The sequence below is a fragment of the Miniphocaeibacter massiliensis genome (assembly GCF_900232905.1).
Taxonomy (GTDB): Bacteria; Bacillota; Clostridia; order Tissierellales; family Peptoniphilaceae; genus Miniphocaeibacter; species Miniphocaeibacter massiliensis.
On the sequence record NZ_OCTQ01000003.1, the window covers coordinates 216,032 to 233,056 of the forward strand.

General features: G+C 27.7%; 19 protein-coding genes. 14 read left to right on the plus strand and 5 right to left on the minus strand.

The features are described from left to right. The first annotated feature begins 52 nt into the window (after positions 1 to 52). The 10 genes from CS899_RS07285 to CS899_RS07330 all read left to right on the plus strand — a co-directional run bounded on the left by CS899_RS07285 (position 53) and on the right by CS899_RS07330 (position 9,453). Positions 53 to 1,216: a CapA family protein gene (locus CS899_RS07285; RefSeq protein ID WP_100065526.1), complete on the plus strand. Its 1,164-nt coding sequence runs from the start codon at positions 53 to 55 to the stop codon at positions 1,214 to 1,216. A gap of 108 nt (positions 1,217 to 1,324) precedes the next feature. Next, positions 1,325 to 1,960: a GTP pyrophosphokinase gene (locus tag CS899_RS07290; protein WP_100065527.1), complete on the plus strand. Its 636-nt coding sequence runs from the start codon at positions 1,325 to 1,327 to the stop codon at positions 1,958 to 1,960. Next, positions 1,961 to 2,635, plus strand: coding sequence for a response regulator transcription factor (locus CS899_RS07295; RefSeq protein ID WP_100065528.1), 675 nt, complete (start codon positions 1,961 to 1,963; stop codon positions 2,633 to 2,635). It abuts the gene before it with no gap. Continuing rightward, complete coding sequence (locus tag CS899_RS07300) at positions 2,628 to 3,863, plus strand: sensor histidine kinase (protein WP_100065529.1); 1,236 nt, start codon at positions 2,628 to 2,630, stop codon at positions 3,861 to 3,863. The genes CS899_RS07295 and CS899_RS07300 overlap by 8 nt, the downstream gene beginning before the upstream one ends. A 27-nt stretch (positions 3,864 to 3,890) precedes the next feature. Further along, complete coding sequence (locus CS899_RS07305) at positions 3,891 to 4,460, plus strand: nucleotidyltransferase family protein (protein ID WP_164995886.1); 570 nt, start codon at positions 3,891 to 3,893, stop codon at positions 4,458 to 4,460. A gap of 95 nt (positions 4,461 to 4,555) precedes the next feature. Further along, the gene (locus CS899_RS07310; protein WP_100065531.1) at positions 4,556 to 6,142 is read left to right on the plus strand and encodes an NAD(P)/FAD-dependent oxidoreductase; all 1,587 of its coding nucleotides are present in this window, start codon (positions 4,556 to 4,558) and stop codon (positions 6,140 to 6,142) included. Between the two features lie 8 nt (positions 6,143 to 6,150). Beyond that, positions 6,151 to 6,978, plus strand: a complete 828-nt coding sequence (locus CS899_RS07315) for an HAD family hydrolase (RefSeq protein WP_100065532.1) — start codon at positions 6,151 to 6,153, stop codon at positions 6,976 to 6,978. Positions 6,979 to 7,050: 72 nt separating this feature from the next. Further along, positions 7,051 to 7,521, plus strand: a complete 471-nt coding sequence (locus CS899_RS07320; protein WP_100065533.1) for a hypothetical protein — start codon at positions 7,051 to 7,053, stop codon at positions 7,519 to 7,521. A gap of 188 nt (positions 7,522 to 7,709) precedes the next feature. Further along, positions 7,710 to 8,483 carry an SDR family NAD(P)-dependent oxidoreductase gene (locus tag CS899_RS07325; RefSeq protein WP_100065534.1) on the plus strand — a complete coding sequence of 258 codons (774 nt, stop codon included), beginning with the start codon at positions 7,710 to 7,712 and terminating at the stop codon, positions 8,481 to 8,483. A gap of 211 nt (positions 8,484 to 8,694) precedes the next feature. Then, positions 8,695 to 9,453, plus strand: a complete 759-nt coding sequence (locus tag CS899_RS07330) for an SDR family NAD(P)-dependent oxidoreductase (RefSeq protein ID WP_100065535.1) — start codon at positions 8,695 to 8,697, stop codon at positions 9,451 to 9,453. 20 nt (positions 9,454 to 9,473) lie between these two features. Here the strand turns inward: CS899_RS07330 and CS899_RS07335 are convergent, their stop codons facing one another. From CS899_RS07335 to ilvN, 3 genes are all read right to left on the minus strand, one after another. Further along, on the minus strand, positions 9,474 to 9,920 hold the full coding sequence (locus CS899_RS07335; protein WP_100065536.1) for a hypothetical protein: 447 nt from the start codon (positions 9,918 to 9,920) through the stop codon (positions 9,474 to 9,476). A 104-nt stretch (positions 9,921 to 10,024) separates the two neighbouring features. Continuing rightward, complete coding sequence (ilvB, locus tag CS899_RS07340) at positions 10,025 to 11,710, minus strand: biosynthetic-type acetolactate synthase large subunit (protein ID WP_100065537.1); 1,686 nt, start codon at positions 11,708 to 11,710, stop codon at positions 10,025 to 10,027. Further along, positions 11,707 to 12,210: an acetolactate synthase small subunit gene (ilvN, locus tag CS899_RS07345; RefSeq protein ID WP_100065538.1), complete on the minus strand. Its 504-nt coding sequence runs from the start codon at positions 12,208 to 12,210 to the stop codon at positions 11,707 to 11,709. Before ilvN ends, ilvB begins: the two co-directional genes overlap by 4 nt. Positions 12,211 to 12,403: 193 nt before the next feature. Between ilvN and CS899_RS07350 the strand changes: the two genes are divergently transcribed. After that, positions 12,404 to 13,024 (plus strand): DUF1269 domain-containing protein, encoded by a 621-nt coding sequence (locus CS899_RS07350; RefSeq protein WP_100065539.1) that lies wholly within the window; start codon positions 12,404 to 12,406, stop codon positions 13,022 to 13,024. Positions 13,025 to 13,041: 17 nt separating this feature from the next. On the opposite strand, the gene CS899_RS07355 is transcribed toward CS899_RS07350, so the two are convergent. Beyond that, on the minus strand, positions 13,042 to 13,470 hold the full coding sequence (locus CS899_RS07355) for a deoxycytidylate deaminase (RefSeq protein ID WP_100065540.1): 429 nt from the start codon (positions 13,468 to 13,470) through the stop codon (positions 13,042 to 13,044). Positions 13,471 to 13,516: 46 nt separating this feature from the next. Then, entirely contained in the window at positions 13,517 to 14,047 is a 531-nt protein-coding gene (locus tag CS899_RS07360; protein ID WP_164995887.1) for a CDP-alcohol phosphatidyltransferase family protein, read from the minus strand. Positions 14,048 to 14,255: 208 nt separating this feature from the next. Between CS899_RS07360 and CS899_RS07365 the strand changes: the two genes are divergently transcribed. The 3 genes from CS899_RS07365 to CS899_RS07375 are packed head-to-tail and all read left to right on the plus strand — an operon-like array spanning position 14,256 to position 17,011. Beyond that, complete coding sequence (locus CS899_RS07365; RefSeq protein WP_100065542.1) at positions 14,256 to 15,062, plus strand: MBL fold metallo-hydrolase; 807 nt, start codon at positions 14,256 to 14,258, stop codon at positions 15,060 to 15,062. 15 nt (positions 15,063 to 15,077) lie between these two features. After that, positions 15,078 to 15,836 carry an NADPH-dependent oxidoreductase gene (locus CS899_RS07370; protein ID WP_100065543.1) on the plus strand — a complete coding sequence of 253 codons (759 nt, stop codon included), beginning with the start codon at positions 15,078 to 15,080 and terminating at the stop codon, positions 15,834 to 15,836. A gap of 50 nt (positions 15,837 to 15,886) precedes the next feature. Beyond that, complete coding sequence (locus CS899_RS07375) at positions 15,887 to 17,011, plus strand: WG repeat-containing protein (protein ID WP_100065544.1); 1,125 nt, start codon at positions 15,887 to 15,889, stop codon at positions 17,009 to 17,011. The last annotated feature ends 14 nt before the right edge of the window (positions 17,012 to 17,025 follow it).

The window sequence follows — 17,025 nt, forward strand, 5'->3', positions numbered from 1 at the left end:
TGATATATAAATTTTAATGTTGAAAAAAACAAAGGAAGAGGAAGGTTAAAATATGAAGAAAAGTTTTAAAGGCTTATTATTATTAATTATTATTATATTTACAGGTTGTAGTAGTAAAACAGAAAAATTGAAATTGATTAGTAATGATATAGAAGCTAATGAAGAAAATTATACTGCAAAAATAACTGCTACAGGGGATATTATGTATCATCCTTGGACATTTAGAGATGTTAAAGATTCAGATGGAAATTATGATTTTTCACATTTTTATCAAGAAATGCAAGATGAAATAATAAAATCTGATTTAATGATAGGAAATTTTGAAACAACTTCAACACCTAGTAGGAAAATGAGTGGATTTCCAATGTTTAATACACCAGAAAAAGCAATAGAAGATTTAAAAAAATCGGGTTTTGATATTCTAACGACAGCTAATAATCATTGTATAGATTCAGGAAAAGTAGGAATAGAAGATACTATAGATGCTTTTGATAAAAACGGAATAAAACATACCGGAACTTGGAAAAAAGGAGAAAATAAAAAATATTTAATAGAGGAAGTAAATAATATAAAAATAGGATTTTTAGCATATACAGAAAGCTTTAATGGGGTGGAAGGAAATTTAAAGCAAGATGAAAAAAGTATGATAAGTCCCTTAAACGAGGAAGAAATAAAAAAAGATATAGAAACTTTAAAAGATAAAAAAGCGGACTTTATTGTTATTTTCCCACATTGGGGTGTGGAATATTCTACTAAACCTAACGATTTTCAAAAAGAGTTGGGGCATAAAATGCTAGATTGGGGAGCAGATGTTATTTTAGGTAGTCATCCTCATGTTATACAACCAATTGAAAAAGTAGAAAAAGATGGGAAAGAAAAATATATTATATACTCAATGGGAAATTCAATATCTGGCCAAAGAGAAAGATATTCTAAAAATTCTAATACAGAAGCAGGAGTATTTGTTAACTTAAATATAGAAAAGAAATCTTCAGAAAATGAAGCTGTAATAAAAAATATAGAAATTAGTCCAACTTGGGTTAAAGAAGAGAAAAATGAAGGTAAGAAAATACTTGAAGTTGTTCCAATGAATGAATATTTAGAAAGTGGAAAGCTTAGAAGTACAGTATCATCAGATAATCTCAATAGAATATTAAATATCAGGAAAAATTCAATAGATATATTAGAATCTATGGGGTATGAAACTGGACTATAAAGGCTGAGTACAGCCTTTTTTTATTGCAAGTAACGAATTTAAAAAAATTGTAGCATTTATTAAGAAAAAATTAATAAAGATACTATATAATTAAAGGGGAGGCTTAAAATGGAATTAGAATACTTAAAAAATAGAGGATATAAAGAATTTTATGAAGATAAATTAAAATATATAGAAAAGGCCATGGAAATAATATATGAAAAGATTAAATGTATGGGAGAAAAACATTTAGTTTTAGAAGATAGAAATCCAATAGAACATGTTAAATATAGAGTAAAACACCCAAAGAGCGTAAAAGAAAAATTAGAAAGACAAAAATTAGAAGTATCTTTAGAAAATTCATTAAATGAAATACAAGACGTTTGTGGATTTAGAATAGTATGTACTTTTATTAGCGATGTAAAATATATAATAAAAAAGATAGAAGAAATAGAAAATATTACAGTAGTTATAAAAAAAGATTACATAAATAAGCCTAAAAAAAATGGATATAGAAGTTATCATATTATATTGTCCTTACCTGTAGAAATAAATGGTGTAATAGAAAAAATATATGTAGAACTTCAAATAAGAACAATAGCTATGGATTGCTGGGCTAGCTTAGAGCATCAGCTAATGTATAAAAAAGATATAAGTAAGAGAGAATTATTTAAAGAAGAATTAAAAAAATGTGCAGATGAGATGGCAACAACAGACTTAAATTTAGAAACAATTATGACATTCATAGAAAGTGAAGGTATTTAAGTGAGACTTTTATATGCAGAAGATGAAATACAATTAGCTAGAGCCATATCTACAATATTAGAATATAACAATTATATAGTAGATAATGCTTATGATGGAGAAGAAGCATTAAACCTTGCGGTTAATAATAATTATGATGCTATAATACTAGATATAATGATGCCTAAAAAAGACGGAGTTGAAGTATTAAGGGAAATAAGGAGTAAAAATATATTGACACCAATAATTATGGTAACTGCAAAAGGGGAAAACTCAGATAAAATTGATGGTCTAGAATCTGGAGCAGATGATTACTTAGCAAAACCTTTTCAGACTAATGAACTTATAGCAAGATTAAAAGCACTAACAAGGAGAAATACAAACTACATAGATAATTATAAAATAGGAGATATAAATTATAATATCTCTGGAAATAAATTTGAAAAAGACAATAAAACATTAATACTAAATAGTGAAGAAGTAAAAATTATAAATAAATTTATATCTAATATGGATGCGACATTAAAATATGAACAAATATTAACGGTTTTAGACATGGATGAAAGTGAAAAAAATTTGTCTAAGATTAAATTATATATAGCATATATAAATAAAAAATTTGAAGAACTGGAGTCAGAGTATCGAATATTTGGAGATATAGAATTTGGAATAAAATTAGGGATAAAAAATGTATAGAAGATTAAGAAAAAACTTTATTTTAGTAACAACATTATCACTATTATTAGTTCTAGGATTAACTATGTTCATATTAAATATAGTTACTATGAACAGAACAAGAGAATTAGCAGATTTGAAAATCTCGGCGATATATAAGGCATATAGCAAAAAAAATGACTTTGACATAAAAGATCTTGAAAGTATTTTACAAAAATTAGATGAAGCAGAAATTACTAAAGATACACCATATAAAATTAGATATTTCTACGTAGTTTTTGATAAAAATAAGATTCTTACAGAAATAAATGTTGATAGAATAGCAGAAGAAAATGAAGCAAAGGCAAAAGAACTTTCTGAAAAAATAATAAATGAAAATAAAAGTAAGGGATATATTGAAAAATATCGTTATAATGTGGAATCTACAGAAAATGGAGAAATGGTTATATTCTTAGATACTGTTAGTGACTTACAAGCTCAAAAAGTGATTTTGGAATCTTCACTTATTATAGGAGCAACAATAAGTGGTCTTGTAATACTTATAGTCTCAATGTTATCTAAAAAAGTGATACAACCTTTTATAGATAATGAAGAGAAACAAAGACATTTTATAACAGATGCTGGACACGAATTAAAAACGCCGATATCTATAATTTCAGCAAATACAGAAATGGTTGAAATATTAAATGGAGAAAGTGAATGGACAGAAAGTACAAAGGTACAGTTAGTTAGAATGGAGAAACTTATAAAAAACTTCTTAGCACTTTCGAAATCTGATGAAACTAGCATTGAAACTCAAGAAGAAATAAATTTTTCAGAATTATTGAAAAATGTATGCAAAGATTTTAAAGGTAGGGCAGAAATTAAAGGAAAAACGATAAAAGCAGAAATACAAGGCGACATAAAAATAATGGCGGACTATGAGCAAATTCAACAAGTTATTAATATATTAATTGATAATGCAATAAAATATGCACAAGACGATAATGCTATATTTGTTAATTTAAATAAAATAAGAAAAACAGCATCTTTAAAAATAGGTAATAAAATAGAAAATTTTACAAAAGAAGATGAGAAAAAAATATTTAATAGATTTTATAGAACAGACGACTCTAGGTCTAGAGATACAGGAGGATTTGGATTGGGACTTTCAATAGCAGCGAAAATAATAGGTGCTCATGGTGGGAAAATTACAACAACATATAAAAATAGTTGGTTATTTTTCAATCTTGAATTTCCAATATTATAATAAATAATATTTAGAAAGGTGTTAATTTTGTCAGAAATAGATGTATTAAAAAAAGAAAATATACTAGAAAAATTTTTGGATAGTAGAGAAATAAAAGAAATATTACGAATTATAGATAACTTGGGGTTAAAAGAAGCTTGTCTATGTGCTGGAGCAATTAGAAATAACCTATGGAATATTATAGATGGAAAAGAGTTGGAATTTGATACAGATATAGATGTAATATTCTATGACAAGGAAATATCTTATGAAAAAACTTGTGAAATAGAAGATAGTTTAAAAGAAAATTATCCTAAATATAATTGGGAATTAAAGAACCAAGTATACATGCATATACATTCTAGTAGTGAAGCTTTTTTGAATGTAGAAGAAGCTATAAGTAAATTTCCTGAAACTTGTACAGCTGTGGGGATAATATTTGAAAAAGATAGTTATAAATGGATAGCTCCTTATGGACTAGAAGATATTTTTAATAAAATAGTAAGACCTACTCCTGAATTTAGAAAAAATAAAAGAAAAATGAATATCTATATTAATAGAGTAAAGAATAAAAAATGGGAGAAAAAGTGGAAAGATATAAAGGTATTTTATGAATAAAAACTAATATAAATAGAAGAGGTGACTATATTCATCTCTTTTTTATATTAGAAAATATATTACTTATGGTATTATTTTAGTTATAGGAGAAAATAATGATAATAATAAATAATATAAAATTAGGGATAGATGAAGATACAAGTGAATTAAAAGATAAAATAAAGAAAAAATTAAAAATAAAATATGATAATTTTTCATATGATGTATATAGAAGGTCAATAGATGCTAGAAAGAAAAATAACATACAATTTGTATATCAAATTTTAGTAGATATTGATTTATCTGAAAAGAGACTTTCTAAATTAAAAGATAATGATATTTCTCTATTTGAAGAAAAAACATTTAATATAATACCAACTAAAAAATTTAATAAAAGACCAATAGTTGTTGGACTTGGACCCTCTGGGCTTTTTTGTGGCTATATGCTTGCTAAATATGGATATAATCCAATTATTATAGAACGTGGAAAAGAAGTAGATGAAAGAGCGAAAGATATTGAGGGTTTTTGGGAAACTGGCAAGTTAAACTATGAATCAAATGTTCAATTTGGGGAAGGTGGTGCTGGAACTTTCTCTGATGGAAAATTAACATCAAGGTCTAATAATTTTAGAATTAGGGAAATTTTAAACATATTTGTGGAAAACGGTGCTCCAGAAGAAATTTTAATATTACAGAAACCACATATTGGAACAGATTTATTAAGAGATGTTGTGAAAAATATAAGAGAGAAGATAATTTCTTTTGGTGGTGAAGTGTATTTTGAAACAAAACTAGAGGAAATATTAATAAAAGATAGTAAAGTTACTGGAATAAAAACAAATAAAGGTAATTTTGAAACAGAAGATTTATTTTTGGCAATAGGACATAGTGCTAGGGATACTTTTGAAATGATACATTCTAAAAATATTAAAATCGAAAATAAACCATTTGCAGTAGGATTTAGAATAGAACATCCTCAAATTTTAATAAATAAGTCACAGTATGGAGAATCTTTTGCTTCTCCTAAGCTAGCTGCAGCAGAATATCAACTAACCTATAGAAGTGAAAGTGGAAGGGGAGTATATACTTTTTGTATGTGTCCAGGAGGAAGGGTAATTTCTGCAAGTTCATTTAAAGATGAACTTTGTGTAAATGGAATGAGTTATCATTCTAGAGATTTGGAGAATGCTAATAGTGCTATAATTGCAAATATTTCCGAAGAAGATTATGGAACAGAAATTCTTTCGGGAATGTATTTTCAACAAGATATTGAAAAAAGGGCTTACGAACTAGGTGGAGGAAAATATGTTGCTCCAGTACAAAGAGTAAAAGATTATATTGAAGATGTTGAAACTACAATTCTTGGAGAGGTTGTTCCAAGTTATAAGCCAAGTTACAAACTATCTAATTTAAATAGGATATATCCTAAAAATATTAATGATTCTATTAAAGAAGCCATAATAAATTTGGATAAAAAATTAAAAGGATTTTCACTAGATGATGCTATCCTAACTGGTGTGGAAACAAGGTCTTCATCTCCTATTAGAATATTAAGAGATAAAGAAAGTTATGAGTCAGTAAATATAAAAGGATTATATCCTATAGGAGAAGGTGCAGGATATGCAGGAGGTATAATGAGCTCGGCAGTAGATGGAATAATGTCGGTCGAAAGAGTAGTAGAAAATACAAAATCATCTGTATAGGAGAAAAAATGAAATATAAAATAATCGCTTGTGATATGGATGAAACTTTTTTAAATGATCAAAGTGAAATTCCAGACAATAACTTAAATATAGTTAAAATATTAGACGAGGAATATGGAATAAAATTTGTACCAGCTTCAGGGAGAGGTCATTATTCTTTACAAAACGAAATTAGATGGCTAGGATATGATAAGAAAGATAAAGAATATATTATTGGTTTAAATGGTGCTACTATAACAGAAGCAAATAGTGGAGAAATTTTATATTTTAAAGGCTTAGATTATAAGATAGCAAAAGAATTGTTTGAATTTGGGAAAAATGAGGATATTTGTATAGAAATTTATACAAGTGATAATTTATATGTTTATAATTTAAGTGAAGATGAAAAAGAATATATGCTTAAAAAAGATATTAAATGGATAGATATAGTGGAAGATAGTATAGATTTTTTGAAAAATGAAAATATAGCTAAAGTATTATTTCAAAAAACTGATATGGAATTTTTAAAAAATCTTAAAAAAAATATTATTGAAGTTATTAACCATGAAGTTAGTATTACTTATTCGTCTAATAGATATTTAGAATTTAATTCACCAAGAGTTAACAAAGGAGAAGGAATCAAAAATTTGTGCGAAATTTTGAATATTAACAAAGAAGAAGTAATAGCAATAGGTGATAATCATAATGATATAGATATGTTAAAAGTTGCAGGACTGTCAATTTCAGTATCAAATGCAGTTGATGAAGTGAAAGAAATGGTTGATTATATTGGAAAATACAATAATAATGATGGGATATTAGAAGAAGTTTTTAATAAATTTATTAAAGATAGATAATCTTCTAGTTTTAATATTATAAGATAAATGATATAATAATCTTTGAATTTTTAATAGCATATGGAGGATATAATGAAGAAATTTTTTATAACAATTGGAGTTTTAGTTTTAGCTCTTTCAATATTTGGGATATATGATACATCTCAAAAGAAAAAAGAGGCAGAAGCTATAGCTGCAAAAACAAGCAATATTATAGCAACTATAGAAAATATAGAAGAATCAGATGGAAAAAACAAAATAACTATAGTTGCAACTGACGAAAATGAAGACAAATTTAAAGGCAAAAAATATGTTTTTACAGAAGGTAAAGTAGAAAAGTTATCTGTTAATAATGAGAAGAATGAAGAAGCAAAATTAAAAGATTTAGAAAAAGGAAAGAAAATATACATTCAGCATATAGGAGATATTAAAGACGGCGATATTAATGAGTTTACAGGTGAAATAGTCATTACAATAATACCTGAAGAACAAATGTCTACAGAGCCTACTGGAGCTACTGAAGCTACAGAAACTGAACCTACAAAAGAAACAAAAGCGGAATAATAGTATATTAAAATCATCTACAGCAAATTGTAGATGATTTTTTAATGTAAATTTAGACAAACAAGAAAACCTTTTCAAAATTTAAAAAATAGTTTATAATAATTTTAATAGAAATAATAAATTGTTAAATAACTAAATAATTTATTATTAAATCTATAATATATAAGTTAGATTTATTGGAGGAGAATATGAACTATTTTAATTTTAACAATAAGGTAGCAGTAGTTTTTGGAGCATCTTCAGGTATAGGAAAGGCAGCAGCTTTAGGATATGGAGATTCAGGAGCAAGTGTTGCGGTGCTAGCGAGGAGAAAAGAAAAATTAGATACTCTTGTTAAAGAAATGAGAGATAGAGGATATACAGCAGAGGCATTTGAATGTGATGTAACGAGTGAAGAAAGTATAAAAAATGCAGCTAAGGAAATCGTTAAGAAATTTGGAAAGATAGATATTTTATTTAATAACGCAGGGATTGCTGTACCTGGTTCGGTTGAAAACTTGACAATTGAGCAATGGAATAATTCAATGAATACAAATGTAAGAGGAGCTTACATGACAATGAAGTATTTAGTTCCAGAAATGAAGAAAAATGGATATGGGAAAATTGTAAATACAGCTTCAGTAAATGCAGTTTTATTTGATAAAAATGATGAGCTAGTAAGACATGCTTACAATGTATCTAAATCAGCAATGGTAGGTTTAACTAAAGCAGTAGCTTCTACATATATGAAAGATGGGATTACAGTTAATTCAGTAGGTCCAGGCTTATTTGAAACAGAAATGACAGAAAATACTTTATTTAAACATGAAGGGTTTATGAATTCTTATAATGCAGTAAACCCAGCAGGACGTCCAGGTAAAATGGAAGAGTTGGTAGGAACAATTTTATATTTATCATCAGATGCTTCAAATTATGTAACAGGTCAATTAATATTGGTAGATGGTGGAATTACATTGGTATAAAACAGAGAGAATATCTCTGTTTTTAATGTATTAGGAAAATAATTTCATAATAAAATACATTGGAATAAAAAAGATAAGATAGAATACGAAAAAACATTTTCAAATAGTTAACTATTGTATATAATAGTATTAACAACGATAATATATTGTTAGATACCTATTAAAATAATTTATTATCATAATATAAGAAATAAACAATTAAGGGGGAGTTATGAATTATTTTGATTTTAAAAACAAAGTAGCAGTAGTTTTTGGTGCAACTTCTAGAATAGGAAGAGCAGCAGCGTTAGGATATGGCGATTGTGGTGCTAAAGTAGCTATTTTATCAGAAAATAAAGAAGATTTAAAAGAATTATTTAAAGAAATGGGAAATAAAGGATATACAGTAGCTATGTTTGAATGTGATGTCACTAGTGAAGATAGTATAAAAAATGCGGCAGAAGAAATAGTAGAGAGATTTGGAAGTTTAGATATACTATTTAATAATTCAGGAATTATACAACATGGATCTATTGAAGATTTAACAGAAGAAGAGTGGAATCAATCTATGAATATAAATGTTAGATCCGCATATATGACTATGAAATATTTAATCCCAGAAATGAAGAAGAATGGTTATGGAAAAATTGTAAATACATCTTCAGCAAATGCGGTAGTCTTTAATAAAAATGAAAACTTAGTAAGACATGCTTATAACGTTTCAAAAGCTGCAATGGTAGGGCTTACAAAAGCAGTTGGAGCAACATATATGAAAGATGGTATAACCGTTAATTCAGTTGGACTTGGTATTTTTGAAGGAGAACTAGGAGATGAAAAAGAATTAGTAGAAAATTATCTTTTAAATAATCCATCAGGCCGTTTAGGGAAAATGGAAGAATTAATAGGGACTATTATGTACTTATCATCAGATGCATCTAACTATATAACAGGACAATTTTTATTAGCTGATGGTGGAATGACATTAGTGTAAATCAATAAAAAGAGAGTAAATTATTTACTCTCTTTTGTTATGTCTTCAAATTTAAACATAATATTTTCTTCATTTTTATCATCACCATATATGTAATAAACTCTTCCTGGCTTTACATTATAAATGGCTTCTATTTTATCGGTAGTTACATTTTTTTTAATAACATGATTTTCTATATATTGAAAATTCAAATTAACAATATTTGTATATTCAAACAAATATCCCCTAGAATTTTTAGGAATAGCTTTGAAATTTAGGCAATCTTTTTTTTCTAAAGGAATTGGAATATATCCGTTAATAGATATTATGTTAATATATGGACTAACAAATAAGTAACAAAGATTATCTTTTTCTATTTTTTCTAATCTTTTTTTTTCAGCATTTCTTCTCTTGTATATAGAAGCAGTATATATAATAAGTCCTACTACAAAAATTATAGATAATATATTCATAAATGTATTATTCATAAGCACCTCTGATAATTGTTATTAACATATTATACCATACTTTAATTTTATACTTTTAAGCAAGGGTGAGAAAATACAAAAAAATTAGAGGGAATTCCCTCTAATTAATATAATATTTCTTTTCCTCCAAAATAGTCTAATTTTTTTATTCCTATTTTAGCAGATGCAACAGGATATACTATTTCAGTAGTTTGAGTATTAATTTCTACTAATGTAAACTTATTATTATTTAAAGCTTTATCAATTATTTCATCTATTTCAGAAATATCATTTATTTTATAAGCTTCAGTATTCGGGTAAGATTCTACTAATTTGCAAAAATCAGGGTTACAAGTAAATTCTATACCACTATATCTTTTATTACTGCTAAAATATTGAAGCTGTCGAACTAAATTCAATGATGAATTATTGAATAAAAATACCTTTATAGGTAAATTTTGTTCTAAAGCAGTAGCTATTTCGGCAAAATTCATTTGTAAAGATCCATCTCCGCATACATTTATAACTATTTCATCAGGATTTGCTTTAGCAACTCCTATAGAAGCTGGAAGTCCATACCCCATAGTACCAAGTCCACCTGAAGTAATGAATCTACCTGGCTTTGAAAAATTATAGAACTGAGCAGTAAACATTTGATGCTGTCCCACTTCTGTACAAACAAAAGCTTCTCCATTTGTTTTTTCAGAAAGTCTTTCTATAACTATTGGTGGATTAAGTACAGTATTGTCATAAGTCATAGGATATTTTTTATCCAATTTTCGTACATCATCTATCCATTCCGAAAAAATCAAATCGTCAATTATAGGATTAAATTCATCTAGAAAATTCTTTATATCAGAAACTACAGGATAATGGGTTTTTATGTTTTTTCCTAGTTCAGCAGGGTCTATATCTACATGAACAATTGTGGCTTTTGGAGCAAAGTTATCTGTAATCATCGTAGCTCTATCATCAAATCTAGCCCCTAAACTAATAATTAAATCACATTCGTTAATGGCGTAATTTGCAGCTGCTGTTCCGTGTAGTCCTAACATACCAAAATAGTTATCAATGTAATTGTTAATAGCTGCCTTACCCATTAAAGTAGTCAATATAGGAGCTTTGACTTTATGAAATAATTCTTCTAATTCGGAAAAACATTTAGAATAAACTGAACCACCACCAATTAGAAATACAGGTTTTTTAGATTTTTCTAATATATTTTTAATTCTTTCAACTTGCTTTATATTAGGTTCATAATTAGGACTATATCCCATTAAATTAGGCTTTGTAGGCTCTGTATATTCAAATTCAGACAATTGTATGTCTTTTGGAATATCAATTAATACAGGCCCTTTTCGTCCTGTGTTTGCAATATGAAATGCATTTTCAAAAATTTGAGGTATTTCTGAAGCGTCTTTTACCAAATAACTATGTTTAACGATAGGCAAAGTTATACCAGTTATATCAACTTCTTGAAAAGCATCAGTACCAACCATAGAAGTTGCAACCTGCCCAGTAATAGCGATTAATGGTACAGAATCCATAAAAGCAGTTGCAATACCAGTAACTAAATTTGTAGCTCCTGGACCTGAAGTTGCTAAACATACACCAACAGTGTTAGTTGAACGAGATTGACCACTGGCAGCGTGGGCAGCGGATTGTTCTTCTCTAACCAAAATATGCTCTATATCAGTATTCAGAAGTTCATCATAAAGTGGAATTACAGCACCACCAGGATAGCCATATATACATTTAACATTTTGTTTTTCTAAGGATTTTATAACAGCTTGTGCTCCAGTTATTTTCATCTTATGGATACCCCCTTACTTTTTTTAGCTCCTCTTGAAAGAGCAACCATACCAGTTCTAACTATTTCTCGGATGCCATAAGGTCGCAAAGCCTTTTCTAAGGCAGATATTTTACTTGTTGTTCCAGTAGCTTCAATTACAAAAGAACTAACATTCATATCAATAACTTTGGCTCTAAATATGTCAACAACTTGTAATATTTCAGTTCTAGTACTTTTGCTAACGCTTAATTTAATTAAAACTAGCTCTCTTTCTACGAATTCTTCATCTGTTAAATGAATGACTTTGATTACATCTATAAGCTTGTAGAGTTGTTTTTCTACCTGTTCAATAATTCGCTCATCACCATTAACTACAATTGTCATTCTGGAAATTCCAGGAACATCTGTTTCGCCAACAGCTAAACTTTCAATATTATAACCACGTCTAGAGAAAAGTCCAGAGACACGAGTAAGTACCCCAGATTTATTTTCAACTATAACAGAAATTGTATGTTCCATATTTACCCCCTCCTTTGAAGAATTATAAAAATATATTACTAAGAATAGTATTATATTAAAGTGCAAAAGTCAATTATTATATTAAAATTAATCTATGAAATTAATATTATTAATATAAAAATAACATGTAACCTAAGAAAAGTATATAAATCAGGGTATAAAAGAATTAAGAAACAAATTAGGAGGAAAAACCATGAAATACAATGTACTATTGGCTAAGTTTTCAGTAAGGAGTGAAGGGTATGAGGCGTTTATAACCTTGAGTAATAAAAGTGCTAGTGAAAAATACTTTATAAATCAAATGGTACTTGCTCTAAGAAAAGACAATAAATTAGAAATAGAAGATATATATGATTCAGGAAAAGATACAAATGATGATACTATCTTAGGTGGAATACTAGGAGGTATAGTTGGAATATTTAGTGGTCCTATAGGATTTTTGCTATGGGGAAGTTTAGGTGCATTAATAGGGAGTGCAAAGGACGCGTCCGATGAGACAGAAGATATGAGTTTATTAGAAAGAGTTTGCAAAATATTAGATAATGATGAGATAGCTATAATAGCATTAATAGAAGAAGATGAATTAACTGAAATAAATGAAATGTTAAATAAATATAATGCTGAAATAGTAAGATTTGATGCTAGTGAAGTTCAATACGAAGTAGAAAAAGCTAAAGAATTACAAGAAGAATTAGAGAAAGAAACTAAAAGGAAGATGAGAGAAGAAAGAAAGGGAGCTAGAAAAGAAAAACTTAAAGACATTAAAGAAAAAATCTCAGATGAATTTAAAAATCTTAAAAGCATAGTAAAATAAACTCCAGAATCTGGAGTTTATTTTTTTAGGATAGGTATATATTCTATTCCGTTTTTTTCCAAAAGTTCAATTGCATAATCATCTATTCTATATCCATTTAAGTAGTATATTTTTGAAATTCCTGCTTGAATTAATGCTTTGGTACAGTTTAGACACGGAAAATGAGTAACATAACATTTACAATCTTTAACTGAAATGCCTTCCTTTGCACAATACAATAATGCATTCATTTCAGCATGAATTGTAGCTATGCAATGTCCATCTCTCATTGTATGTCCTATTTCATCACAATGAGGATTTCCAGCAACAGAACCATTATATCCAGTAGAAACAATTCTATTATCTTTGTTGACTAGCACACAACCAACGTATGCTCTATCACAAGTTCCTCTATCAGCAACACTTTGAGCTAAATCTATAAAATATTCATCCCATGATTTTCTCATAAAATATACCTCCAAATTATAAAATAATTATATCATAAAGTGAAAGTTAATTTTTCATGTTTTTTCTATATCTTTTAAACTCAGGGATGTAAAATAATGCTGCAATAATCGCACAAATTGTAGCAGTACAAAGTATTATAAAAATAATATTTTTAGGCATAGAAGGAATTAATACTATCAAAGTCATTCCTATATAGTAAACAAAAGTAGAAACTTTTCCGAAAATTTTTGCACCTTCAATTTTAACGTTATTTTTCATAAGATAACTACCAATTATAATCATACCTAAATCTTTGAAAATCATGATAGCAAAGAAATACCAATATTGCCTTAATATATAAGCAAGTGTCAAAGATACAGCAGCTTGTGTCAATTTGTCTGCAGCAGGATCTAAAACTTTTCCAAAGTCTGTAATCCAGTTAAATTTTCTAGCTAAATATCCATCAATAAAATCTGTAAAACCTGAAAAAATAAGTATTAATCCAGCATTTAATGTATTTCCATTTATCATTTGAAAAACAAAAAAAGGTATTAATATAATTCTAAAAATAGATATTATATTGGGTATGTATTTCATTTTTCCTCCTAAGTAAAAGTTATAATATTCAACAATTACAAAATATAACATAAAGTATTTTATATTAATAACTACAAGAGCTAGTATACCATTAAATTATAAAAATATAGTAGTAAAAATTAATTGTTATTTATAAAAGTATATATTAATACATAAGAAGCATATTGTAGTACAATAATGTATATAGATGTAATTTCAAGGAGGAGAAATGAAACTACAGGTATTGGTGGACAATAACACATACATAGATCATTATTGCTATGGAGAGCCAGGAGCAAGTTTTTATATAGAAATAGATGATAAAAGAATACTATTTGATACAGGTTATTCAGACATATTTATTACAAATGCAGAGAAATTAAATGTAAATTTAAAAGAGATAACTAATATTGTACTATCTCATGGTCATGATGACCATACAGGAGGTCTAAAATACCTAGATAATTATATGGATATTTCTAATATAGAACTAATATCACATGTTGATACTTTCTATAATAAAAAGTCGGGTTCTGAAATTTGTGGAGCTCCTTTTAGTTTAGAAGAAATAGACGATAAGGTAAACTTCAAACCGACTAAAGAAGCATATAAAATATCAGAAAATTGCATATTTCTGGGAGAAATACCAGCATATAACGATTTTGAAAAAAGAAGAGTGTTGGGTAAGAAAAATGTAAATGGAGAATGGATAGATGATTATATGCTAGATGATTCAGCGATTTGTTGTAAAACAAATATTGGAATATTCATTATAACAGGGTGCTCACATAGTGGAATTTGCAATATTATAGAACATGCAAAAAAAGTTACAAAAGAGGATAAAGTAGCAGGAGTTATAGGAGGCTTTCATTTATTTGAATTAGATGAAAGAGGCAAGAAAACAATAGAATACTTTAGAAAAAACAAAATAGACTCAGTTTACCCAAGCCATTGTACATCACTCAAAATAAAAGCTGAAATATTAAAATATTTTGAATTTAATGAAGTAGGAGTAGGATTTGAAATAAAGTTATAAAATGAGGAGGAGATTATGAATAATACAATAAAATGTCAATTAAATCACAGAACAATTAGAGAATTTAAAGAAAAAGAAGTACCAAAGGATTTATTGGAGAAATTTGTAGAGGTGATTCAAAGAACAGCAAGTAGTACAGGAATGCAAACTTGCTCTGTAATAAGAGTAACAGATAAGGAAGTAAAAGATAAAATTTCAAAAGTTTGTGGACAAGAGTATGTGGCAAGAGCTCCAGAGTTGTTTATATTTATTGTAGATGCATATAGAAATAACAAAATAGCAGAAGAGATTTCTGGAAAAGAGTTTACTGAAAGCCATGATATGGATAGGTTTTTTCAAGGGTGGACAGATGCAGTACTAGCAGCACAAAATCTTACAAATGCAATAGAATCGGAAAAATTGGGAGCAGTTTATTTAGGTTCAATATTAAATGACACCAATGAAATAATAGACATTCTTAATCTTCCTAAACTAACATTTCCAGTTTTGGGAGTTGCTTTTGGATATCCAAATCAAGAACCTCAATTAAAGCCTAGAATGGACATGAATTTAAGATTATTTGAAAATGAATACAAAGCATTTGATAATTACAAAGAAGAAATAAAAGAATATGATGAAGAAATGCAAACATACTATGATTTGAGAGAAGCAAACAAAAGAGTAGATAGTTTTAGTAGGCAAGTAATAAGTAGACTAGAAAATACTTTGGAAAGTAGAGCAAAAATCTTAAATTCAGTAGTTAGACAAGGATTTGATTTAAAAACAGAGAAATAGAATAATGGAGTATATTATACAGTTTTTTAATAAAGGAAGGGTTATTTTATATGAAAAAAAGAATATTATTGATTTTATTATTTAGTTTAACAGGGTTGATAGTAGCATGTAAAAGTAATCAAAAAGGGAGTATTATTAAAAATAATGAAGAGTTATTACTAGCAGTTAGCATAGGAGATAAATGGGGTTATATAAATGAAGAAGGGGATTATGTTATAAATCCAAAGTACTTTAATGCTAAAAATTTCAACGAAAGTGGATTAGCAGTAGTTAGTATAAAAGAAAATGAAGAAATAAAATATGGATATATTAATTCTGAAGGAGAATACGTAATAGAACCACAATTTGATGATGCATATAATTTTGAAAATGAGTTAGCAGCTGTAGCCATAGGAGATAAATGGGGGTACATAAATAAAAAAGGAGAGATAGTAATAAATCCTCAATATGAATACGCAAGTGATTTTACAGAAATTGGTGTTGCAAGAGTATTATCTAATCAAAAGTATGGATATATTGATAAAAATGGGAAATATACAATAGAGCCACAATTTGACTATGCAGAAGATTTTAATCAAAGTGGATTAGCAGTAGCAGGGTATGAGGAGTATAATGACGATAATTATGAAAAACATCTAGGATACATAAATGATAAAGGAAAGTTTGTAATAAATCCTCAGTTTGAAGAAGCGCATAATTTTTCAAATAATGGGTTAGCATGGGTTATGATATATGAAGAAGATACCACAAAGTATGGATATGTAAATAAAAAGGGAGATTATATAATAACTCCAACTGAAAGATGGTCATCTTTTTTTGGAGAAAATGGATTAGCAGTATCTGATGATTTAGGAACTGATGAAGAAAATTATAGTAAGCAAGGGTATATAGATAAAACAGGTGATATGGTAATAAAACCACAATTCGATTATGCATTTAATTTTAGTAACGGTTTAGCAGTTGTAAACTTAGATAGTAAATGTGGATATATAGATGAAAAAGGTGAAATTATTATAGAACCTCAATTTGAAATGGCCGATAATTTTTCAGAAAGGGGTTTAGCAGCTGTATATATAGAAGATAAATGGGGCTATATAAATAGGAAAGGTGATATGGTAATAGAACCACAATTTACTTATGTTGATTTTGAAGCAGAAGATTTAAGATTCCAGTAGTATATGGCTTGTCA